General features: G+C 64.1%; 20 protein-coding genes. 3 read left to right on the top strand and 17 right to left on the bottom strand.

Annotation, left to right across the window (positions count from 1 at the left end; all coding sequences use genetic code 11):
* Positions 1–123 precede the first annotated feature (123 nt).
* Positions 124–1308 (top strand): porin, encoded by a 1185-nt coding sequence (locus BJG93_RS18965; RefSeq protein WP_027195848.1) that lies wholly within the window; start codon positions 124–126, stop codon positions 1306–1308.
* Between the two features lie 129 nt (positions 1309–1437).
* Here BJG93_RS18965 and BJG93_RS18960 read toward each other — a convergent pair whose 3' ends face one another.
* The 6 genes from BJG93_RS18960 to pdxR form a co-directional block, all read right to left on the bottom strand.
* Positions 1438–2310 carry a proteasome-type protease gene (locus BJG93_RS18960; protein ID WP_027195847.1) on the bottom strand — a complete coding sequence of 291 codons (873 nt, stop codon included), beginning with the start codon at positions 2308–2310 and terminating at the stop codon, positions 1438–1440.
* A gap of 80 nt (positions 2311–2390) precedes the next feature.
* Positions 2391–3191, bottom strand: coding sequence for a transglutaminase family protein (locus tag BJG93_RS18955; RefSeq protein ID WP_027195846.1), 801 nt, complete (start codon positions 3189–3191; stop codon positions 2391–2393).
* A gap of 12 nt (positions 3192–3203) precedes the next feature.
* Positions 3204–4154 carry an alpha-E domain-containing protein gene (locus BJG93_RS18950; RefSeq protein WP_027195845.1) on the bottom strand — a complete coding sequence of 317 codons (951 nt, stop codon included), beginning with the start codon at positions 4152–4154 and terminating at the stop codon, positions 3204–3206.
* Between the two features lie 179 nt (positions 4155–4333).
* Positions 4334–5743 carry a circularly permuted type 2 ATP-grasp protein gene (locus BJG93_RS18945; RefSeq protein ID WP_027195844.1) on the bottom strand — a complete coding sequence of 470 codons (1410 nt, stop codon included), beginning with the start codon at positions 5741–5743 and terminating at the stop codon, positions 4334–4336.
* A 412-nt stretch (positions 5744–6155) separates the two neighbouring features.
* Positions 6156–6608 carry an HU family DNA-binding protein gene (locus BJG93_RS18940; RefSeq protein ID WP_027195843.1) on the bottom strand — a complete coding sequence of 151 codons (453 nt, stop codon included), beginning with the start codon at positions 6606–6608 and terminating at the stop codon, positions 6156–6158.
* Between the two features lie 377 nt (positions 6609–6985).
* Positions 6986–8473, bottom strand: coding sequence for a MocR-like pyridoxine biosynthesis transcription factor PdxR (gene pdxR, locus BJG93_RS18935; RefSeq protein WP_027195842.1), 1488 nt, complete (start codon positions 8471–8473; stop codon positions 6986–6988).
* 116 nt (positions 8474–8589) lie between these two features.
* On the opposite strand from pdxR, the gene BJG93_RS18930 reads away from it, so the two are divergent.
* Positions 8590–9027, top strand: coding sequence for a carboxymuconolactone decarboxylase family protein (locus tag BJG93_RS18930; protein WP_027195841.1), 438 nt, complete (start codon positions 8590–8592; stop codon positions 9025–9027).
* 23 nt (positions 9028–9050) lie between these two features.
* On the opposite strand, the gene BJG93_RS18925 is transcribed toward BJG93_RS18930, so the two are convergent.
* The 9 genes from BJG93_RS18925 to BJG93_RS18885 form a co-directional block, all read right to left on the bottom strand.
* The gene (locus tag BJG93_RS18925; RefSeq protein WP_027195840.1) at positions 9051–9350 is read right to left on the bottom strand and encodes a hypothetical protein; all 300 of its coding nucleotides are present in this window, start codon (positions 9348–9350) and stop codon (positions 9051–9053) included.
* 76 nt (positions 9351–9426) lie between these two features.
* Entirely contained in the window at positions 9427–10362 is a 936-nt protein-coding gene (panE, locus tag BJG93_RS18920) for a 2-dehydropantoate 2-reductase (RefSeq protein WP_027195839.1), read from the bottom strand.
* A gap of 128 nt (positions 10363–10490) precedes the next feature.
* Entirely contained in the window at positions 10491–11912 is a 1422-nt protein-coding gene (locus BJG93_RS18915) for an efflux transporter outer membrane subunit (RefSeq protein WP_027195838.1), read from the bottom strand.
* Positions 11913–11921: 9 nt separating this feature from the next.
* On the bottom strand, positions 11922–13493 hold the full coding sequence (locus tag BJG93_RS18910) for a DHA2 family efflux MFS transporter permease subunit (protein WP_027195837.1): 1572 nt from the start codon (positions 13491–13493) through the stop codon (positions 11922–11924).
* A gap of 7 nt (positions 13494–13500) precedes the next feature.
* Positions 13501–14601 (bottom strand): HlyD family secretion protein, encoded by a 1101-nt coding sequence (locus BJG93_RS18905; protein WP_027195836.1) that lies wholly within the window; start codon positions 14599–14601, stop codon positions 13501–13503.
* An 81-nt stretch (positions 14602–14682) separates the two neighbouring features.
* Positions 14683–15108 carry a MarR family winged helix-turn-helix transcriptional regulator gene (locus BJG93_RS18900; RefSeq protein WP_027195835.1) on the bottom strand — a complete coding sequence of 142 codons (426 nt, stop codon included), beginning with the start codon at positions 15106–15108 and terminating at the stop codon, positions 14683–14685.
* Between the two features lie 79 nt (positions 15109–15187).
* Entirely contained in the window at positions 15188–15613 is a 426-nt protein-coding gene (locus tag BJG93_RS18895; protein ID WP_027195834.1) for a MarR family winged helix-turn-helix transcriptional regulator, read from the bottom strand.
* Between the two features lie 362 nt (positions 15614–15975).
* Entirely contained in the window at positions 15976–17715 is a 1740-nt protein-coding gene (locus BJG93_RS18890) for a tannase/feruloyl esterase family alpha/beta hydrolase (RefSeq protein WP_027195832.1), read from the bottom strand.
* Positions 17716–18092: 377 nt separating this feature from the next.
* Positions 18093–19058, bottom strand: a complete 966-nt coding sequence (locus tag BJG93_RS18885) for a GlxA family transcriptional regulator (RefSeq protein ID WP_027195831.1) — start codon at positions 19056–19058, stop codon at positions 18093–18095.
* Between the two features lie 111 nt (positions 19059–19169).
* Here BJG93_RS18885 and BJG93_RS18880 point away from each other — a divergent pair, with 111 nt between their 5' ends.
* Positions 19170–19460 carry a hypothetical protein gene (locus BJG93_RS18880; protein ID WP_027195830.1) on the top strand — a complete coding sequence of 97 codons (291 nt, stop codon included), beginning with the start codon at positions 19170–19172 and terminating at the stop codon, positions 19458–19460.
* A 58-nt stretch (positions 19461–19518) separates the two neighbouring features.
* On the opposite strand, the gene BJG93_RS18875 is transcribed toward BJG93_RS18880, so the two are convergent.
* Both BJG93_RS18875 and BJG93_RS18870 read right to left on the bottom strand, forming a co-directional pair.
* On the bottom strand, positions 19519–20331 hold the full coding sequence (locus tag BJG93_RS18875; protein WP_027195829.1) for a DUF4377 domain-containing protein: 813 nt from the start codon (positions 20329–20331) through the stop codon (positions 19519–19521).
* Positions 20332–20544: 213 nt separating this feature from the next.
* Positions 20545–21078, bottom strand: coding sequence for a hypothetical protein (locus tag BJG93_RS18870; protein WP_027195828.1), 534 nt, complete (start codon positions 21076–21078; stop codon positions 20545–20547).
* Positions 21079–21149: the final 71 nt, after the last annotated feature.

The raw sequence follows: 21149 nt of genomic DNA, 5'->3' as shown, positions 1-21149 counted from the left end.
ATACAAGGGTTTGCATCGATTGTCAGTTTTTGGCGACACTCTTTTTTTTCATTTTTACCGCGTAGAGCCGGTGAGCTATTCTGCTTTCCGCAACAACGAACAATCATCTGCGTGGAGAAATGGATGAAACGAATCACACTGTCTACCCTCTCGCTGGCACTCTTCGGCGTCGCCGGTATCGCTCACGCGCAAAGCAGCGTGACCCTGTATGGCGTGCTCGATGAATCGATCCAGTACGTGAACAACGCTACGCCCCATGGCGGCAGCCTCGTACAACTGTTTGGCGGCAACCTGCAAGGTAACCGTTTCGGCCTGAAGGGCACGGAAGACCTCGGCGGCGGCCTGAAGGCGATTTTCCAGTTGGAAAACGGCTTTGATATCAACAGCGGCAAGCTCGGTCAGAGCGGCCGGATGTTCGGTCGTCAGGCCTACGTCGGTCTGACGGGCGATGCCTGGGGCACGCTGACGGCTGGCCGTCAGTACGACCCGCTGGTCGACATGATCCAGCCGCTCACGGGCGACAACTACTTCGGCAGCACGTTCGCTACGCCGGGTGACGTCGACAACAACGACAACAGCTTCCGCGTGAACAACTCGGTCAAGTATGTGTCGCCGGTGTGGTCGGGCTTGCAGATCGAAGGCATGTACGCTCTGGGCGGCGTCGCGGGCGCGACGGGTTCGGGCCAGACGTGGTCGGGTGCGGCAACGTACGCAATGGGTCCGTTCAGCGTCGCGGCAGGCTACCTGCACGCAAGCAACGCGAGCTCGCCGGCTACGCGTACGGCTGCTGGCGGCTGGGCAGGTACAGCAGACGGCACGTTCGATTCGAACTTCCCGACCGTCGCCGGTATCAACTCGGCTTACGCTGCGTCGAAGGCCATCGGCATCGCGTCGGCAGCGGTACAGTACGTGACGGGCCCGTGGACGGCTAACCTGTCGTACAGCAACGCACAGTACAAGCCGGACGCGAGCTCGGGCTTCGCGACGACGCAGAAGTACAACGTCGGCCGCGCATACGTGGGCTACCAGCTCACGCCGGCAGCGCTGCTCGGTGTCGGCTACGCGTACACGCACGGCTCGGGCGACGCATCGGCGACGTACAACCAGGTTTCGCTGGGTGGCGACTACTCGCTGTCGAAGCGCACCGACCTGTATGCAGTCGGCGCATGGCAGCACGCCAGCGGCAACCAGCGCGATCCGTCGACCGGGGCCCTCCCGTCGGCAACGGCTTCGATCGGTTCGTACGGCAACCAGGCGAGCACCAACAACCAGGTCATGGTCAGCCTCGGTATCCGTCACAAGTTCTAATCGGACTTCGAGTCGAACCTGCTACGCGGCTGACGAGCTGCGTAGCCAAAAACCAGCCAGAGGCGATGCCGATGGCTGGTTTTTTTTCGTCTAGAAGGTTTTGGTGCGAGTCCGGGCGAGCCAACGCTGCTAGCGGCGCTGCGCCTTGTCCTTGTCGGACTGCGCAAGTATCTGCGCGGGCCACGCGTCGTGCTCGTGCTCGTGGCCATCGGCGCCGACCGGCGCGCGATGCAGCACCAGCGCGCGTTCCGACTGCAGCGACGGCGCATCGGCCGGCGGCTGCCAGTCGGGATCGGGAATCTCGCCGAACACCTGGCGCAGACGCTCGCCCCACGTGCGGTGAATCATGTCGAAGTACGCATTGTCACGGTCGATCGACACGAACCGCGTGACGCGCAGCGCATCCTTCTCGTAGACGAGCAGATCGAGCGGCAAGCCCACTGACAGGTTCGAGCGCAGCGTCGAGTCCATCGAGATCAGCGCGCACTTTGCGGCTTCGTCGAGCGGCGTGGACGGCGTCAACACCCGGTCGATGATCGGCTTGCCATACTTCGCCTCGCCGATCTGGAAATAGGGATTCACGGCCGACGCCTCGATGAAGTTGCCCGCCGCGTAGATCATGAAAAGGCGCATCCGGTTGCCGCCGATCTGCCCGCCAAGAATGAAGCTGCAGTTGAAGTCGACGCCGAACTTCTGCAGCGTCTCGGCCTCGCGCTCATGCACGCGGCGCACCGCGCTGCCGACCACGCGCGCGGCGTCGGCCATCGTCGGCACGCTCCACAGCGTGGCCTCGCTGGCATCGGCGGGCTCGGACAGCTCGTGCAGCACCGCCTGCGTGATCGACAGATTGCCGGCGGCAAGCAGCACCAGCAGGCGCTCGCCGGGTTGCTCGAACACCGACATCTTGCGCGCGGTACTGATGTGATCGACGCCCGCGTTGGTACGCGTGTCGGACAGAAATACGAGGCCGTCGTCGACGGCCATCGCTACGCAGTAAGTCATAAGAATTCCGCGGGAGGCAAAGGTACGGGCTATTGTAATGCGGCGAAGAGGCGCCTTTTACCCGTGTGTCCGCCACGCTACTACTGCGACATTTGGGTGCTGACCGTCACCTTCACGTCGAGCTCCTCTTCGAGCCCGCCGATGCGCCGTCCGCGCACCGGCGCCGCCGCCTCATAGTCGCGCGCGACCGCTAGCCGGCAGTAGATCTCGCTGGCAAACCCGGCGTGCGTCACGTCGATCGAAATCCAGCCTGTGTCTTCGAGCCAGACATCGACCCACGCATGACTCGCCGCATGGGGCACGTCACCGGGTTCGATATAACCGCTCACATAGCGCGCCGGCACGCCGCGCGCGCGGCAGCATGCGAGCATCAGATGCGCATGGTCCTGGCACACGCCGTTGCCGAGCGCGAGCGCCTCGGCGGCCGTGCTCGTGACTTCGGTCACCCCGGGCCGGTATTGCACGCGCTGCACGATCTGCTCGGACAGCGCAATCAGGCATGCCGGACTCGCCAAAGTCGGCACCGACTCGGCCAGTTCGCGAATCGCGCCGTCGGCTTCGGTCAGGCGCGTCGCGCAGGTGAAATGCTCGAGCGGAACCGGGCCGGGCGGATCGCGCAGCACGCCGTCGATGAGCGGCAGCGTGTCCACCTCGCCCGACACGCGCAGATGAATCTCGCGGTGCGGCTTGTTGATGACGAGCGTATGCAGCACGTTGCCGTATGCGTCGAGCGTGGCATCGAGCTTGCCCGGCGCATCGATGTTCCAGCGCCGCACGGTCTGCGCAGCGCCGCTCGCGGGCGTCAGGCGCAACTGCTGGATCGAATAGTGAACCGTCGCTTCATAGCGATAAGAGGTGTCGTGGCGGATCGTCAGATACATGAGAAAACTCCGTCAGGCCACGGGCAGCATCAGATAAGTGCGCGCCACCAGATTCCCCAGCTCGAAGACGCGAGCGAGGAACTGCGTCAGATAGGCGTGCAACCCCCCTTCGAAAATCTGCCGGATATCGGCATACAGCAGTTCGGCGCGCAGCTTGCCGGCGAAGCGCTCGCACTGGTTCGAGCCCGGCGTGCGCAGCATCGCGAGATTGGTGCACACGCCGTCGAGCGACGCGAGCAGCGAGCGCGGCATCTGCTGATTGAGGATCATCAGCTCGACGACGCGCGCGGGCGTCACCACGTCGCGATACACCTTGCGATAGATCTCGAGCGCCGACACCGAACTCAGGATCGAGGTCCAGTAATAGAAGTCTTCGAGCTGCCGCGCGGCGTCGCGCGAATTCGGCTCGACGTTCGCGAAACGCACATCGAGAATCCGCGCGGTGTTGTCGGCGCGCTCCAGATACGTACCCAACTGCGTGAACAGAAACGCGTCGTCCTGCAGCGCGGTGCCGATCGTCACGCCGCGCGACAGGTGCGAGCGGAACTTGACCCACTCGAACAACGAGCCCGGATTGCTGGCCGCCTGGCCGCTCGAGAGCCGCTCGTTGAATTCGAGCCACGTGTCGTTGATGGTTTCCCACCACTCGGTCGTCAGCGTGCCGCGTACCGCGCGCGCGTTTTCACGCGCGGCCTGCAGGCACGAATGAATGCTCGACGGATTGCTCGCGTCGGCAACCATGAAGTCGAGCACATGGTCGTGCGTCGGTTCGTCGTAGCGCTGCGCGAACGCGCTTTCTAGCTCGGAGATGCGCAGCACCGAGCGCTGCGCGCGCGCCTCCTGTTCGGGCGTCTGCGGCAGCAGCTGCGCCTTCAGGTTGATGTCGAGCATGCGGGCGGTGTTCTCCGCGCGCTCCATATAGCGGGCCATCCAGAAGAGGTGATCGGCGGTTCGGCTAAGCATGACGGCGTTCCATGTCTGTGATTCTGAGCGCGCGAGACCTTCGTCGACGACGAAAGTCCGCGCTGGTTATCCGTTGAGCGCCAGCGGCGCATTGCGTGCCGCTTGCAGCGCATCAGATTGCGAGCGCCGCCCTGCGTTGATCGATGACGAGCAAAGCGGGACGAGCGGCGGCAACCGCATCAGTCGACCATCCAGGTGTCCTTGGTCCCGCCTCCCTGCGATGAATTGACGACGAGCGAGCCCTGCTGCAACGCGACGCGCGTGAGCCCGCCCGCCACCATCGTGGTGGTCTTGCCCGACAGCACGAACGGCCGCAGGTCGATATGCCGCGGCGCGATGCCCGACTCGACGAAGGTCGGACACGCGGATAGCGCCAGCGTAGGTTGCGCGATATAGCCAGCCGGCCGCGCGATCAGCCGCTCGCGGAAGGCCTCGATTTCCGCCTTCGTCGACGCCGGACCGACGAGCATCCCGTAGCCGCCCGCGCCGTGCACTTCCTTGACCACCAACTCCGGCAGATTCGCGAGCGTATACGCGAGATCCTCCGGCTTGCGGCACTGATAGGTCGGCACGTTGTTCAAAATCGGCTTTTCGCCGAGATAAAACTCGATCATCTCGGGCACGTACGGGTAGATCGATTTGTCGTCTGCGATGCCGGTGCCCATCGCGTTCGCGAGCGCGACGCGGCCGGCGCGATACGCAGTGAGCAGACCCGGTACGCCGAGCGCGGAGTCCGGGCGAAACGCGAGCGGATCGAGAAAGTCGTCGTCGACGCGCCGGTAGATCACGTCGACGCGCTTCGGTCCCTGCGTGGTGCGCATGAACACGTAGTTGTCGTCGACGAACAGATCCTTGCCTTCGACGAGTTCGACGCCCATCTGCTGGGCGAGGAACGTATGCTCGAAATACGCGGAGTTGTACATGCCCGGCGTCAGCACCACCACGACCGGATCGTCGACGCCCTCGGGCGCGACCGAGCGCAGCGTATCGAGCAGCAGATCGGGATAATGCGCGACCGGCGCGATGCGGTTCTGCACGAACAGCTCGGGGAAGAGCCGCATCATCATCTTGCGGTTTTCGAGCATGTACGACACGCCCGACGGCACACGCAGATTGTCTTCGAGTACGTAGAACTCACCTTCGTCGCCGGCGCGCACCACGTCGACGCCCGCGATATGCGCGTAAACACCGAGCGGCACGTCGACGCCCTGCATCTCCGGGCGATACTGCGCATTGGTATAGACCTGCTCGGCCGGCACGATGCCCGCGCGCACGATGTTGCGATCGTGATAGACGTCGTGGATGAACAGGTTGAGAGCCTGCACGCGCTGCCGCAAACCGGCTTCGAGCGCTTGCCATTCGCCGCGCGGAATGATGCGCGGAATCAGATCGAAGGGAATCAGCCGCTCGGTGCCGGACAGGTCGCCGTTCACCGCGAAGGTGATGCCGACGCGCCGGAACAGCAGGTCCGCTTCCGCGCGCTTGCGTGCGATCGCTTCATCGCCCTGTCGGTCCAACCAGCGCTCAAAGTGCGCGTAATGCGGCCGTACGCCATCGGCGTGATGGCGCATCTCGTCGTAGCATCGCATGTCAGCCCCAGTCTTGTTGTCAATAGAAGGCGAATGCGCTGCGCATTCGGTAATCGACCTTCGATCAAGCAAGCGTTATGCCATTGAATTGGTCGTGACAGAGCGCGTGGACGTGCACGATAACGGCGCATCCGCAAGCGCGCCCGAGTGTCTTGACCGTACTGTCGTGCATCATGATGCGCCAGTCAGGTGCGCGCGCGCCATCAGGGAGCACACTATGAGAGGCGCGATGGCGTTTGCGCGAATGGATTTGACGAGCACTAACGAAGCGTGCGCATAAAAAAGTCCCCGTGGATTTTCATCCACGGGGACTTCGATGGCCTGCGAACAGACGCTAACTCAAGCACTCAAACGTCAGGCATGGTTAAACATCACAGCGCCATGCGACGCCTGATCGATGCGAGCAACGCGCTTAGGCAGCGGCTGCATCCTTCAGCTTCTTCAGCGCGCGTGCCTTGATGCGCACGCTTGCCGGCTTGGCCGGGAACCAGCGCTCTTCACCCGTGAACGGGTCCTTGCCGAAGCGCTTCTTCTTCGCCGGCACAGACTGCACGACGATCTTCAGCAGACCCGACAGCGTGAATTCGCCAGCGCCCTTCTTATGCACCGTGCCGAGGATCGTGTCTTCGAGCGCGGCCAGCACAGCCTTGGCGGTCTTCGGTTCAACTGCAGCACGTTCAGCGATGTGAGCTGCCAACGAGGCCTTCGTGAAGGTGTCCTTGATCGGCGACGGTGCGCCAGACGCCTTCACGGCGACCTTCTTGGCTGCGACGGCTTTCTTCGCAGGAACTTTCTTTGCAGCAACCTTCTTGGTCGGTACCGGGGCAGCAGCCTTCTTGGCCACCTTTTTTGCGGAAGTCGGCATGTTTCTCCTACCTGTTGTGGTCAGTGAATTGCTCGAAGCGCACACCGTATGCGCACGCTTCAACGCCGGATTCTACAAGCGCTAAAGCGATTTGCGCGACTCTTTTATGTATTGCGATGAAGTTTTTTGCGCGGCGCCAACAGTCCAACGCATTTTAGTCCCTGTTTTAGCGGCTAAAACGCGCTCGGCAAGGTCTTTAATATCGACGCGTAACGCACGTTACGGTTCGTTTCGGCTGCGGTTTCGAGGTGGTTGCCGCGGGGCGGCCCGACGTTTTCGCCCCTTGAATCAGGGCATTTTCTTCGTTTGACGCGTCAAGCAACGCGCGCGCTCCAACTTTTGGCGACGCCTACGCCTCGCTTGCGGCGAGCTTCGTTTCAGCGCGCGATGCGCGGCAGGATACCGGCGAGCGTCGTCAGCGCCGCGTCGATATGTTCGGCCGCGATGCTGCCATAGCCGAAGATGAGCCCAGGCTGCGGTGTGACGCGATGGTGAAATGGCGCGAGTCCATAAAGGCCGATCGACGCTTCACGCGCGGCGGCGACGAGCGCCTCTTCGCCGAGCGCCGCCAACGGCCCCTTCAATCGCGCCGCCAGATGGATGCCGGCGGTCGGCACGATCGGTTCGAACCAGCGCGCGAGATCGCCTTGCAAATGCTCGAGCAGCATCGCGCGGCGCGCCGCGTAAGCCTTGTGCATGCGCCGCAGATGGCGTGCGAAGTCGCCGTTGAGCATGAACGACGCGAGCGCTGTTTGCGTCAGCGTGCAGCCGTGACAATCGGCGATCTGCCGCGCCTTCAGCAGCGGGCCGTGCAACGACGCCGGCGGTACCAGATAGCCGATTCGCAGCTCCGGGAAGATCGTCTTCGAAAAGGTGCCGACGTATGCGACGAGGCCGGCCCGATCGAGGCTCTTCAGCGGCTCCATCGGCCGGCCTTCGAAACGGTACTCGCAGTCATAGTCGTCCTCGATGATGACCGCGCCGCGCTTTTGCGCCCATTCGAGCAGTTCGACGCGACGCTCCAGGCTCATCGGCATCCCGAGCGGAAACTGATGCGAAGGCGTCACGTAGACGAGCCGCGCCTTGTCCGGCAGCTTGCCGACGACCAGCCCTTCGCGATCGACCGGCACCGGCACCACGCGCGCGCCCGTCACCGTGAAGCATGCATGCGCGGGTGGGTAGCCCGGGTCTTCGATGGCCGCGATTTCGCCGGGTCTCAGCGTGATGCGCGCCATCAGATCGAGCGCGTGCTGCGCGCCCTGCGTGACGATCACGTCTTCCCAGTTGCTCGCCACCGCGCGGCTGAAGGCGAGGTAGCGTGAGATCGCGAGCCGCAACTGTGGGTCGCCTGCGGCCTCGCGATAAGTGCCGGGGCTGCGCGCCTGGCCGCGCAGCGCGTGATTCACGCAGCGGCGCCAGACTTCGAACGGAAACAGCGTTTTGTCGGTCGCGCCGCCGATGAAGTCGAGCGGTGACGGCACCGACGGCCGCGGCAACGGCAGACGCTCGGGCATGCGCTCCCACAGTGGCTGTGCGCGCGCGGCGGCGTTCGCTTGCGCGGCGGCCCGCTCGCGCGAACGAGCCACCGCGCGCGCGTGGGCGGAGCGCTCGGCCGGCAGCCGTTCGAGCCCGTCGGCGACGAAGGTGCCCGAACCGGCGCGGGCGTTCAGATAACCTTCGGACAGCAGCCGCTCGAACACGTCGAGCGTGGTTTTGCGCGACACGCCGAGCTGCATCGCGAGATCGCGCGTGGACGGCAGACGCGTGCCGCCAGCAAGACGCCCTTCGAGAATGCCCGCGCGCAATTGCCGATAAATCTGTCCGGACAGATCGTGATGGCCTTCGACCGCAATGTGAATGTCCATTCAGGTGGCTACCTCAAATAAACGCGAAATGGTTATTTCGAACGACCAATGACGAACGTAAGCTTACCTCCATGGACGCCCATCCGGGCTCCCCCGACACTCAGGAGGACACTCTGATGCAAGCACGTCTGGACTTCTACAAGGCCTGCCCGAGCGGCACCCGCGCGATGCTCGCGCTCGAGGAAACCATCGGCAAAAGCACGATCGACAAGACGCTCGCAGAACTGGTGCGGATTCGCGCGTCGCAACTGAACGGCTGCGCGTTCTGCCTCGACATGCACGTGAGCGACGCGCGCAAGCACGGTGAAACCGACCGGCGTCTGGCGACGGTGGCCGCGTGGCGCGAAGCGCCGTTTTTCACTGCGCGCGAACGCGCGGCACTGGAATGGACCGAGGCGGTGACGCTGGTGGCGCAAACACGCGTACCGGATACGGTATGGGAAGCGGTGAAGCCGCATTTCAGCGAGCAGGAAATCAGCGACCTGACGCTGCTGATCGTGGCGATCAACGGCTGGAACCGGATTGCGGTGTCGTTCAGGAAGATGCCAGAGTAAGCGGCGCGCGGCTTGTACGGGCGTCAGAAGAGCACGGAAACCGCTACCGCGAGCCAGATCGCGCTCACGCCCGCGAGAAACAGATGCCGCGCGATGCGCACGCGCGAGTCGTTGTTCTCCGGCTCGACGGGACTCGTCGCCATCCATGGCACGAGTCCGAGGCACGCGAAGCCGGCCAGCGCGAACACGAAGACCACGACGTCGGCCTTGTGCCACGCGGTCGGCTCATACATGCCCCAGTAGCCGAGAAACACGATGCCGATCGAGAACACGGTCGCGGAAGCGGCGCTGAGCGCGGGCACCGATCCAATGGGAGTCGGCATACTTGAGATCTCCGATCGTCAGGTTGCGGCGGCGCTCCGTGCGCCGACCCGCGTTCGCGCCGGCCGCGGCGAGCCGTCAGGAAGTGCGGGTCTGGCGCGCTTCGTACGTCTTCAGATGACTATAGGCGATGCGAAGCAGCGACAGCCCATGCTCGCCCTTCTGCGCGTCGCCGCCGCGCGTGATCAGGTCGCCGAGAATATGATCCGCCTCGGTGTGCGAGCGGTTTTCGACGTCGCGCAGCATCGACGCGGTCAGCGGCGACGGCGTCAGCAGCACCTGAGTGGCGCGCGCGTCGAAGTCCACGTCCATCGTGAAGCCGTTGTGCTCGGCCACCGCGCGGCATTCGCCGAGCAGATTTTCGATAGCGCGCTTGCCGTCGGGCGCAGTCAGAATATCGCCGACCGAACCGCGCATCAAGCACGTACTCCCGGCCAATGTGGCCAGGAACACCCATTTTTCCCACATGCGCAGCAGGATGTTGTCGCTGACCGCGACGTCGAAGGTCGCGCCGGACATCGCATCGGCAATTGCCTGGGTGCGCTCCGACGTGCCGCCCACCAACTCGCCGAACGTGATCGCATGCAGGTCGTTCAGATGCACGATGTGCTGCTCGGCATCGAGCGTCGCGGCGATCACGCACTGGCCGCCGAGCACGCGCTCCTTGCCGAAACGCTCAGTCAGCACGTCGATATGGCGCATGCCGTTGAGCACCGGCAGAATCAGCGTCTCTTCGCCGACGAATGGCGCGAACGAATCGATCGCGTCGTCGAGACTGTAGGCTTTGCAGCTGAGCAGCACCAGGTCGAACGGCGCGGCGGCGACACCGGCGAGTATCGTCTTCACGTCACGCAACTGGAGATTGCCGCGCGAGCTGTTGATGACGAGGCCGTCGCGCTGTAGCTTTGCCGCGCGACCGGCGCGTACGAGAAAGGTCACGTCCTGCCCCGCCGCCGCCAGACGTCCGCCGAAATAGCCGCCTACCGCGCCCGCTCCCACTACCAGAATTCGCATCTTGAGCCTCTTGGAAGGTTTCGATTTGCCGATCACGCGCGTCGCTGGTGGACGCATCGCGATGGTGCCGCGTGTGTGGTTCCTGTGGAGGAATGTAGCAAAGATTGGGGATTGGTTCCGGGAAGGTTTCACTGCGCCGCCACCGTTTCACCCTGCTCCCACCCGCCACCCAGCGACCGATACAGCGCGATCGCCGAAAGCGCATGCTCGCGCCGCGCCTGATTCAACGACTCCGAGTCGCGCAGATACGCTTCCTGCGCGGCGAGCACATCGAGGAAGCTCGACGCACCGCCCTTGTACAATTCGGTCGACAGACGCAGCGCATGATTCGACGCATCGAGCGCACCACCCAAACGCTGCACCTGCACCGCGCCGCTGACCAGATCGGTGCGGTTGTCCTCGACTTCCTTGAGCGCCTGCAACATCGTCTGCTGCAAGCCGAGTTGCGATTCGCGCATGCGGCTCTCGCTCGCGTCGATGTTCGCCGTGATGCGCCCGGCGTTGAAGATCGGGCTCGTCGCATTCAACGCGGCGCTGAACAGGTTATCGGTCAGCGTCGGCAAACCAAGGTACGACGACGCGAGCAGCCCATTGGTCAGATTGATCTTGAACTGAGGATAGCGCTGCGCTTTCGATACCCCCACTTGCGCCGCGCGCTGTTCGACGAGCGCATAAGCGGTGCGCACGTCGGGCCGATGCAGCAACGCGTCGGACGGCAACACCTGCGGCGCGCCTTGCGCGGGCACCGGAATCGCGCGCGCGTCGGAAAGCAGCAACGTATCGAGGCTTTCCGGCGTGCGCCCCGAATACACGGCGATCAGACTCAGTTGATGCTGCACCGTCGATTGCATGCGCGGAATCTGCGCCTGCAACTCCTGCAACTGGTTCTGCGCGCGGGCGACGTCGAGCTGCGTCGATAGTCCGTAATGCAGACGCTCCTGCGTGAGCTTCAGCGCGCGGCGGCGAATCCGCTCGTTGTCGTCGAGGATCTGCAACTGTGCCTGCGCCCAGCGCAGATCGATATACGCGGCCGCCGTGTTTGCCGCGAGCGCGAGCCGCAACTCGTCGAGCGCCGCAACGCTACCCGACACCTGCGCCTGCGACGCCAGCACCGCGAGACGTTCGCCGCCGAATACGTCCGGCGTCCAGCTCGCGGCCAGGCCGAAGCCGGCCTGCCGCACATAGCCGAGCGGCGGCGGCGTATTCTGCCGCTCGACCGACGCGCCCGCGTTCGCATTGAGCTCCGGCGCAAGCGCCGCGCGATTCTGCGTCACCAGGTCCTGGGCCTGCTTGACGCGCTCGGCCGCGGCCTGCACGTCGAGGTTGCCGGTCAACACCGCTTCGATCAGTCGATGCATGACCGGGTCGCCGAATTGCGCCCACCATGCGTCGGTGTTCACGTTGTCTTGCGGCGCGTCGACGCTCCACGCGGCCGGCGCGAGCGTCTGCACCGTATGCGGCAAGTCGCCATGCATAGCCGGTTGCACCGCGCAGGCCGCGAGCGTCAAGAAGGCGGCGCTCGCCGTTAACTTCATCAGCATCCGTTTCATGTTGGACTCCTAGTGTGCGTCTGGCGGGGGAGCGGTGTTGCCGAACGGGCGCGAGAACAGCACGCTCAGCAGACCGACCACGAAGCACAGCGAAACCGCCAGAAAGGCGTCGGAAAACGCGAGCACCAGCGCTTCGCGCATCAATGCCGCGTGCAATTCGGCGAGGCCCGCATTCGCGGCGTTCAACATATCGCCGCCGATTGCCGACAGATATTCGGCCTGCTTCTGCAAGATCGATTCGACGACCGGACGGCCCGCGTTCAGATGTTCGTCGAGCCGTTCGTAATGCAGATTCAGACGGTCGTTCAACATCGTGCTGCTGACTGCGATGCCAATCGCGCCGCCGAGATTGCGCATCAGATTGAACAGCCCGCTCGCGGAGCGCAGCCGCGACGGCGGCAACGCGCCGAGCGCCATCGTGACGATCGGCGGAATACAGAACTGCTGTCCAATTCCGCGCAGCGCTTGCGGAATCAGCAACTGCTGCCAGCCCCATTGGTTCGTCAACGGCACGTACAGATAGCAGCCGACGCCAAACAGCACGAGTCCGAACACCATCAGCATGCGCATGTCGACGAAGCGCGCGAGCGCCGAGTACGCGGCGAGCGCGAGCAGCTGGAAACAGCCGACGGACAGCAACGCCAGACCAATCTGCAGCGAATCGAAGCCACGCACGCGCGCGAGAAATACCGGCGTCAGAAACACGGTGCAGAAGATCCCGATTCCGGTGATGAACGACAGCAGACTGCCGATACCGAAGTTGCGCACCGCCAGCGCGCGCAGGTCGACGATCGGTTCCTTCGCGGTGAACGCATGCACGAGGAACAGAAACCCGCAGCTCGCCGCGATCCACGCGCAGAGTACGATCACGTCGTCGCCGAACCAGTTCTTGCGCGGCCCTTCTTCGAGCACGTATTCGAGGCAGCCGAGAAAACCCGACATCAGCACGATGCCGAAGTAGTCGCCCTTTTTCAGCAGCGACAGATCGACCTTGTCGATATGCACGTACTTCGGCACCAGCAACGTCACGGCGACGCCTGGCACCAGGTTCAGATAGAACAGCCAGTGCCAGGACCATTGCGACGTGATCCAGCCGCCGATCACCGGGCCGATCGTCGGCGCAAGCGACGCGAGCGCGCCGATCGTCGTCGACGCGATCAAGCGCTGCTTGCCGGGAAACAGCACAAACGCGGTCGTAAACACGGTCGGAATCATCGCGGCACCGAGCGCGCCCTGCAGACCGCGAAACAGGATCATCGAGTTGATGTCCCATGCGAGCCCGCACAGCATGCTCGTCACCGTGAAGCCGAACGCGGAGAAGGTGAAGAGCCACCGCGTCGAGAACACCCGCGTGAGCCACCCCGACATCGGAATCACGATGATCTCCGCGATCAGATACGAGGTCTGCACCCACGAGAGTTCATCCTGGCTCGCGGACAGCCCGCCGCCGATATCGCGCAGTGAAGACGCGACGATCTGGATATCGAGCGTCGCCATGAAGAAGCCCACGCACATCAGCGCGAATGCGAAGACCTTGACGCGGGTCGGCTGGTCGGCCGGGTTGTCGAGAACGTCAGTCATGACCGGTTCATCCCTGCGCGGCCGGATGGCGCGCATCGAGGTGCACTTTCACGGTCGCGGACAGGCCAGGACGCAACGCGCGTTGCATGTCCTTGGGCACGTCGAGGCGCACACGCACCGGCACGCGCTGCACGATCTTCGTGAAGTTGCCGGTCGCGTTTTCCGCGGGTAATACGCTGAAGGTCGCGCCGGTCGCCGGCGCAAGGCTTTCGACCACGCCGTGCAGCGTTGTGCTCGACGCGTCGAGCTGAACCTCCACGCTGTCGCCCGCGCGCATCTTGCGCAACTGGTCTTCCTTGAAATTCGCATCGATCCACAGACCGCTCGCGGGCACGACGGTCAACAGCGACACGCCGGTGTTCGCCAGCAGCCCGACACGCGCGGTGCGATTGCCGACATAGCCGTCGATCGGCGAGCGAATCGTGGTGTATTCGACGTTCAACGCGGCGACGCGCTGCGCGGCTTGCGCGGTCGCGATGCGCGCCTTCGCGTTGCCGATCTGCGCGTCCAGCACCGCGATCTGGCGTTGCGCCGCGAGCAGCGCCGCGCTGCTGCGATCGACCGCGGCGCGCGCTTTGGTCAGATCGGCGTCGGCTTTCTCGACGACCTGGTTCGAAACCGCGTCGTCTTTCACGAGCTCGCGGTAGCGGGTCTGGTCGGCCGCGCTGCGCGTCAGCTCGGCGCCCGACGCGCGGACCTCGGCGGCCTGCTCGTTGATCGTCGCGAGTTGCAGCGATTTCTTCGCTTCGAGTTCGCTGACGGCGGCCTGCGCGCTCTCCACTTCCGCGTTGGCCTGCGCGAGGCACGCGTCGTAATCGCGGGCGTCGAGACGCACGAGTACCTGGTTGGCATGCACGAACTCGTTGTCGCGGACCAGCACGTCGGTGACGAAGCCGTTGACCTTCGGCGCCATCACCGTGACGTCGCCGCCGACGTAGGCATCATCGGTCGTCTCGACAAAGCGGCCGACGAAGAACCAGTACGACGTGGCCAGCGCCAGCACGACGAGAACGGAGAGGATCGCGAGCAGCATCCACGGGATACGCCGCGCCGCTCTGGCGGGTTGCACGGCGCTCGGGGGCGCGACGGTCGAAGGAGTTGTGGACATGATGTCGGTATGTGCGTATGCACTGTTCAGGTTGAAAAAAACGGCGCAGTGCGCCGGCCTCCGCTACCTTCAGCGTTTATGTCAAAGGGGATCCCTGGTGATAATCGCAAATAGCTCGGTGCGCAGCGCGGCCGCGCGCTCCTCGCCGAAGCGGTGTTCGAACTCGGCCTGCGCGGCATACCAGTGCGCGCGGCCCGCGTCCAGCCGCTGTTCGCCCGCCGCGGTCAGCGCAATCAGCAGCGTGCGCGCGTCCGCGCCCATCGCCTTGCTCGACACGAGGCCGTCGCGGCGCAACGGCTGAATCGTACGAACCAGCGTGGTGCGCTGCATGCGCATCGCTTCGGCAATCTGCTTCATCGTCGTCGGTCCGGTGCGATTCAGACGCCCCAGCAGCGAAAACTGCGTGATGGTCAGCCCAACATTCGACAAATGCCGGTCGTAGATCTGCGATACGTGACGCGCCGCCTGGCGGATCGCAAAACAGTCGTCGTCGAAAAGCGCTTCCATTCGCTGCATTTCCTTTGCTTGCGTGCATATGCACACGAACGGCGTGATAAAACCCGCCGAAGCGGGTTCCCATGCCGATCTAGCCCGTGACGCTGAAAAGCTCCGCGCGCAGCGTCTTCGCGCGGGCGCGACCGAACTTCTTCTCGAATTCTTCCTGCGCGGCGCGCCATGCGACGGAGGCCTGATCGAACGTGGTCTCGCCCTTGTCCGTCAGGCTGAACAGCAGCGTGCGGTTGTCGTGGTCCGCCGCTTCAGCCAGCACCAAGCCGTCGCGCTGCAACGGTTTCATCGCGCGGACCAGCGTGGTGCGCTCCATGACCATCGCGTCCGCGAGTTCAGCCATCGGCAGGTTCGGCGTGCGCGCGAGCTTGGCGAGAATCGTGAATTGCGCAGCGGTCAGCCCGACGCTGCTGAGATGGCGTTCGTAGATCTGCGTGACGTGCCGTGCCGCCTGGCGCAGCGCGAAACAATTGCATTCGTCGTAGGAGGGGGGAAGACGGTTCATAGAGCGAAGTCTAGGTGTGCATATGCACGGTGTCAAGTTTTTCGGTTGGGCGGTTTTGTAGCTCTTCACGCGCTATTCACGCACGATGCCGAGCCAGTTGAGCCCGCGCGTCGGTCTCGTCTACACGCTCACGCCGTCGACGACGCTGCACGCCGGCTTTGCGTGCTACTTCACGCCAGCGCCGTTCGAACTCGTATCCAGCTCGGCAAAAAGGACAAGCTTGATCGCGGCGATGCGCACCGGCGGATGGTCATGTATCCGCTCAGCGTGCTCGGCGTGCTCGCGTTAACCATCATCATCGAGCGGGCGTATCGAAAGCACGCGGGACGTCCGCGTGCATTTCAACGTCAGTTGAGCAGCGCTTACTGGCTTGCGCAGGTGAAGTTCGCCGCGACGTTCACATCGCCCGAGCCGTTATAGCGCGGAAACGTCGGATACTGACACAGCGGCCGCGTACGTCCGGGCACGCCCGCCGTATCGGCGACGATCTGCGCCGGCGGCGCCACGCCCTTTTCCACCCAGTTTTCGAGCGTCGTCAGCGAATCCCACGAGGCGTTGAACACGGTGCTGACCGCATGGCCATAGCCGGGAATCTCGTAGAAGCGCACGAAGTTCGCCACGGCGGACGCGCCCATCGTCGCTTGCAGACGCTGATAGTACTGCTCGGTCGAGCGCGTGCTGACGAGCGCGTCGGCCATGCCGTGCGCCATCAGGATCTTGCCGCCCTTCGCGTTGAATGCCGCGAGATCCGTCTTGTTGACGTCCTGCAGACCGGTCAGTTGACTGATGCGCGCCTGCAGACTGCCCGGATTCTGCGGATCGACGGACAGCGAGTTGTAGTTCGGGTCGCGCGTAACGAAGTAGCGGATCCACTGATCCCAGAACACGCTCAGATACGGCGCGGTCGCCGGCATCGGCGAGGCGGGTTGCGACTTGCCGAGCGCCAGCGTCGTCACAGTCGGCTGCAACGCGGAAGGATTCGCGATACCGAGATCGGCGCCGTACACGTTGAAGCCCGGATACTGTGTCTCGCCGCTCGCGAGCGTGTAGCTGAACGTGATCGGCGTGTTGTACACGTTCAGCGCCGCGATCTGTGCGTCGGACAGACACGTGTCGCCGGTATCCGCGCCGCCCGCGCAGCGCAGCGGCGTGCCGTTCAGCGTCGCCGTCGCGGGATCGAAGCTCGCGTTGCACGCGGCGACATTGCTGATCAGACCGTCGGCGACGCCGTCGAGCGCGTCGCAACTCGCGAGCACCGTATCGAGCAGCACCTTGCGCTTGGCCTGGTCGAGATAGGCGCCGGGCGCCGCCAGTGCGCGCGTAATGCGCCCTAACTGCAGGTCGAGGCTCGCGGCCGCCCATGCCGGATACAGCACGATCGAGCCGTCCCAATCCTGCGGCCAGCGTTGCACAACCGCGAGCGCCTCGCGTCCGCCCGACGATCCCCCCGCGAAATAGGCGCGTTTGGGCGCTTTCACCGCATAGCGCTCGTCGATCAGATAGACGGCCGCGTCGCGCGTTTTCTTCAGCGCGTCGCCGTTGAAATTCTGCATCGCCTCGTCGTTCACGCCGAACGACGCGTCCTCGCTGCCAAGCGCGTTGGCCTGGTGTCCCGAGTCGCTCGCGAACACCGCGTAGCCCCGGCCGAGCGGCGTCAGCTGCGCGCTCGGGCCGGCCGGCACGTTGCCGGTCGGCGCGGGAATCGTGCCGTCGTAGCCGCCGCCGCCGAACATCATGATCTTGCTGTTCCAGTTGGTCGGCATCGCGATCTGGAATTTGATCTGCGGCGCCGCGGGATCGACGGGACTGATCGCGCCGCTCACGAGGCAATATTCGCCGGTCGCCTGCGCGCCCGAGCCGGACGCGGGCATCACGGTCGCCGCGGTGACGGTCGCGCCGGTGGTCGGCAAACCGATCGCCGACGACGGCACTGTCTTGCCGGCAAGCTGCGTACAGCCGAGTGGCGCGGCGGCGGTCGACTGAAGATTGTCATCGTCGCTGCCGCAGCCGCTCAACGACAGGGCCGCGAGCAATGGGGCGATGGAAATGACGGGAGCCAAGGAAAAGAATGACGAAACGGCGGACGGAATGGCGCGCTGCATGGGCATGACTGTCTCCATCTTGGTTTTTTGGAGACGCGGTTGCACGAGCCGGCTTCGTCTCGCGCGCCGAGTCTGCGCTTGGGGAATGTGAGGCGCGAAGGTGTACAGCAATGCGCTGCGTAGCAAGCCTCATGCCGCGACCAGGTGGCGGGCCGTGGCATGGATGGCGCGTCGCTGCGCAAGTAGCTCTCCCGTTGACAATGCGCATAACGCATCGCGACGGGCTACCGAATCCCGCGGCCGCCTGGCAAAAAATATCCGGCAAGGAAGTAAGGAAGAAAGAGTCGACTTTGCATCGGCGTTATTTAGGCTCGACGACGTGATTGTCGTATCAGTGGCAGCGTCCGCGTGAAAGTCGCCGCACGCGCTGCCAGCCTTCAACGCAGATCCGCACGCAGATCGCGCACGCCCTTGCCAAGCCTTTGGCGCAACAGTGTTCGCAACGTGGCACCGTCGACATAACCCACCTCGGCCGCGATCGCGTCGACATCGAGGCCGCTGCTGTGCAGCAGTACTTGCGCGTGCTCGACACGCAGGTCCTGAAAGTAAGCCAACGGCGACTTGCCGAGCACCTCCTGGCAACGGCGTTGCAGCGTGCGCGCGCTCGTCGCCAGCGCGGCCGCCGCGCGCTGTAGCGAGAACCCTTGCTTCAGATGATCGCGCGCCCATCGCTCGAAACGCTGAATCAGCGGATCAGCCTGAGCGAGATGATTAGGGATGATGTATGGCGCCTGCGATGAGCGCAGGTCGGCAAGCAGGTAGCGCGACACGAGCGCGGCCAGCTCGGGGCTCGCGCGGCGGATCAGCCACAGCGCGAGATCGAGGTGCCCCATCGCTGCGCCCGCCGTCACCCCGACATCCGATGGCACCAGCATGCGCGACTCGTCGAGCGACACCGCCGGATACCGTTGCCGGAACAATGGACCCAGCCACCAGGTCGTCGTCGCTTCGCGATGATCGAGGAGTCCGGTTTCCGCGACGAGGAACGTGCCGATGCACGACGCGGCAAGCAGCGCACCTTGGGCGTGCCATGCCAGCAGTTGCGCTGCGGCGTCGCGCACGTCCGGCCGTTCGAGCGCCGTCACCAGTTGCTCCGGCATACCGGTCCCGAGCGCGGGAATGATTACCCAGTCCGGCTTCAGGTCCGCGGTAATCGCTTGCACGGGTATGGCCAGCCCCTGCCCCGAGCGGACCTTCTTGCGCACGCCGACGATCGACAATTCGAAGTGCGGCCGCCCGCCCATCTTCGCGGCGGCGAACCGGTTGGCGAGCGAGAATGCGTCGAGCATGACGGTGAGACCGGTGTCGAACAGTCCCTGCAGGGCGAGCACGGCGATGCGCATGGCGTAAATGACCCTAAAGTTGTCATTTACGACGATACAGCTTTTCCCGTCCGGGGGCTACAGTGACCTCGTTGCATATCGCAACGAACGCGTCGACCAAGGAGGTCAATCATGAAAGTTTTCGCCATCGCGTCCGCGCAAGCGACCCTCACCCCTGACAAGCTCCAGCAGCACATGCCCCACGAGGTGCCGGCGACGCTCCAGCTTTATCTCGACGGTAAGGTCGAGCAGTTCTGGTTCCGCGACAAGGCCGGACCCATCTTCCTGATGAATGTCGGATCGGTCGACGAGGCCAAGGCGATTCTCGACGGATTGCCGCTCGTAGCCGACGGACTGATCAAATATGAATACCTGCCGGTGGGGCCGCTCGCGCCGCTGGCGCGGCTGATTCAGAAGGGATGATGTTGCTGGCTCGGTGAGCCGTGCCGCCGCCACTGGCCGGCGGCACGTTTGAAAAGCATCACTGCCCTACCTTCTCCGATTCGACGACCAGGTCCAACACATAAGTGACCGAGGGCCCATCGGCAGGCGGGTTCTTGATCGTGAAGCGCTTGACACGAACCACGTTACGGATGCCCGGTGTATGCGTATAGCCTTCGATATTCTGATTCAACGGCTGCCAGGGACCGGGCGTGCCGCTCGCCAGGCCCTGCTCGTCGAAGAAGCGTTCGCGCACGAGTAGACATTGCGCGTCCGGCGTCAACGGATGGTTGCACGGCACCGACTGCGGCGCCACTTCAAGGAACGCTATTTGACCGGGGCCGCCATAACGGGTCTCGGCCGTGGGCACGCCGGTGAAGCTCAGCGTATCGCCGTTATCCGTGACCAGTTGCAGGCTCGGCGCATTGTCGCGCGCAAGCAGGTTGACGTCGACGCTGCCGCGCACGCGCTGCGAGATCGCATCGTCGAGTGCGGCAAGGGCGGCATCGTGGCAGGCCATCATCGTGCTGACCATCGGGCCGATCTGCAGATGCCCTTTCCTCACCGTGTAACCCGCGCCCATGCTGTTGCAGCTATTGACGACAGTTATCCGGTACGGACTGAAGTCCAGTTGCACCGGCTTGTCCGGGCGCGCGAACAGCGCGTCGATATGGTTGCCATTGCTGTCGATCGCGTTGCTCAGTTGCCAGTGGTACCGGGTGAGTAGCTCGGTGCCGGTCGACGACGCCGGGTTCGCGGCGGCCGTGGTCGCCGAGGGCGCCGGCGCGGTCACTTCGGGAGTCTGTGCGCAAGCGGCGAGAACGAGCGGCAACAACAGCATGCGGTATTTCACGTCGGCACCTCGGTGAGTTCAGTGGTTGTTCCGGGCGTTGGTTCGCGCCGCCAGGCAAGGGGACGCGAGAATCAGTCGCATGCGCGAAAGCCGGAAGAGCCAGTGAAAGGCACCACCCGGCCGCACTGCGCCGGGTTTGCGCACCTGCTTCGTCCAGGCCGCGAGCATCGACTCGACGACCGACAGGATAACGCAGGTGGATGGTGAACCAGGCTACACGTTGGAAATGTCCTGGCTCACGGCCGCAACGACGCGAAGCCGCTTGAACCGGGGACGCAGCATCAGATAGAAAGCGGCAACATGCGTGATCGCCAGCACCGGCACATAGATGATCGGGATCGCGTACAGCGCGCCCAGTTCGCCCGAATGTGCGGGCAGGTCGACCGCTGTCGCGTGGTAGTAGTCGAGGAGCAGATCGACCATGCCGATCACATTGAAAGCGACCACGAGCGACCAGAAAAGCGGACGTATCCGCGCCGTCAGCAACGCCAGCATCGCCAGCAGGCCGGTGGCGAAATCCCCATAAGCAGCGAACGCGGCGAAGCTCGCGGGCAACTGCGCACCGACGACGCCAGGCAGCAGGAACGCGAGCCCGAAGAAGCGGAAGCTGTGCAAGGTGGCGATCGCGCGTTGCGCGTCGAACGGGGCCATCGATCTGAGCTTCGGCCACACGTAGGTGCCAAAGCACAACAGCCAGGCGACGTAGCCGAGAACGAGATGCAACTGGAAGAGAAGCTGCGGTGACATGGTGCCTCCTGTCGAATGTTGGATGCGCAGGTGTTAGGTGTACCATCGTCTCGCGCGAGCGACTATTCCTC

It is taken from the genome of Paraburkholderia sprentiae WSM5005 (assembly GCF_001865575.2).
GTDB classification, from domain to species: Bacteria; Pseudomonadota; Gammaproteobacteria; order Burkholderiales; family Burkholderiaceae; genus Paraburkholderia; species Paraburkholderia sprentiae.
This window is presented reverse-complemented; position numbering and strand designations above follow the sequence as displayed.

Bases quoted from the DNA above. Each gene is read 5' to 3' on its own strand.
- BJG93_RS18960 (WP_027195847.1), bottom strand. From the start codon at position 2,310: ATGACTTACTGCGTAGCGATGGCCGTCGACGACGGCCTCGTATTTCTG.
- BJG93_RS18900 (WP_027195835.1), bottom strand. From the start codon at position 15,108: ATGGAAGCGCTTTTCGACGACGACTGTTTTGCGATCCGCCAGGCGGCG.
- panE (WP_027195839.1), bottom strand. From the start codon at position 10,362: ATGCGAATTCTGGTAGTGGGAGCGGGCGCGGTAGGCGGCTATTTCGGC.
- BJG93_RS18965 (WP_027195848.1), top strand. From the start codon at position 124: ATGAAACGAATCACACTGTCTACCCTCTCGCTGGCACTCTTCGGCGTC.
- BJG93_RS18925 (WP_027195840.1), bottom strand. From the start codon at position 9,350: ATGCCGACTCCCATTGGATCGGTGCCCGCGCTCAGCGCCGCTTCCGCG.
- BJG93_RS18890 (WP_027195832.1), bottom strand. From the start codon at position 17,715: ATGCAGCGCGCCATTCCGTCCGCCGTTTCGTCATTCTTTTCCTTGGCT.
- BJG93_RS18915 (WP_027195838.1), bottom strand. From the start codon at position 11,912: ATGAAACGGATGCTGATGAAGTTAACGGCGAGCGCCGCCTTCTTGACG.
- BJG93_RS18955 (WP_027195846.1), bottom strand. From the start codon at position 3,191: ATGTATCTGACGATCCGCCACGACACCTCTTATCGCTATGAAGCGACG.
- BJG93_RS18880 (WP_027195830.1), top strand. From the start codon at position 19,170: ATGAAAGTTTTCGCCATCGCGTCCGCGCAAGCGACCCTCACCCCTGAC.
- BJG93_RS18895 (WP_027195834.1), bottom strand. From the start codon at position 15,613: ATGAACCGTCTTCCCCCCTCCTACGACGAATGCAATTGTTTCGCGCTG.
- BJG93_RS18870 (WP_027195828.1), bottom strand. From the start codon at position 21,078: ATGTCACCGCAGCTTCTCTTCCAGTTGCATCTCGTTCTCGGCTACGTC.
- BJG93_RS18945 (WP_027195844.1), bottom strand. From the start codon at position 5,743: ATGCGATGCTACGACGAGATGCGCCATCACGCCGATGGCGTACGGCCG.
- BJG93_RS18950 (WP_027195845.1), bottom strand. From the start codon at position 4,154: ATGCTTAGCCGAACCGCCGATCACCTCTTCTGGATGGCCCGCTATATG.
- BJG93_RS18905 (WP_027195836.1), bottom strand. From the start codon at position 14,601: ATGTCCACAACTCCTTCGACCGTCGCGCCCCCGAGCGCCGTGCAACCC.
- BJG93_RS18930 (WP_027195841.1), top strand. From the start codon at position 8,590: ATGCAAGCACGTCTGGACTTCTACAAGGCCTGCCCGAGCGGCACCCGC.
- pdxR (WP_027195842.1), bottom strand. From the start codon at position 8,473: ATGGACATTCACATTGCGGTCGAAGGCCATCACGATCTGTCCGGACAG.
- BJG93_RS18910 (WP_027195837.1), bottom strand. From the start codon at position 13,493: ATGACTGACGTTCTCGACAACCCGGCCGACCAGCCGACCCGCGTCAAG.
- BJG93_RS18885 (WP_027195831.1), bottom strand. From the start codon at position 19,058: ATGCGCATCGCCGTGCTCGCCCTGCAGGGACTGTTCGACACCGGTCTC.
- BJG93_RS18940 (WP_027195843.1), bottom strand. From the start codon at position 6,608: ATGCCGACTTCCGCAAAAAAGGTGGCCAAGAAGGCTGCTGCCCCGGTA.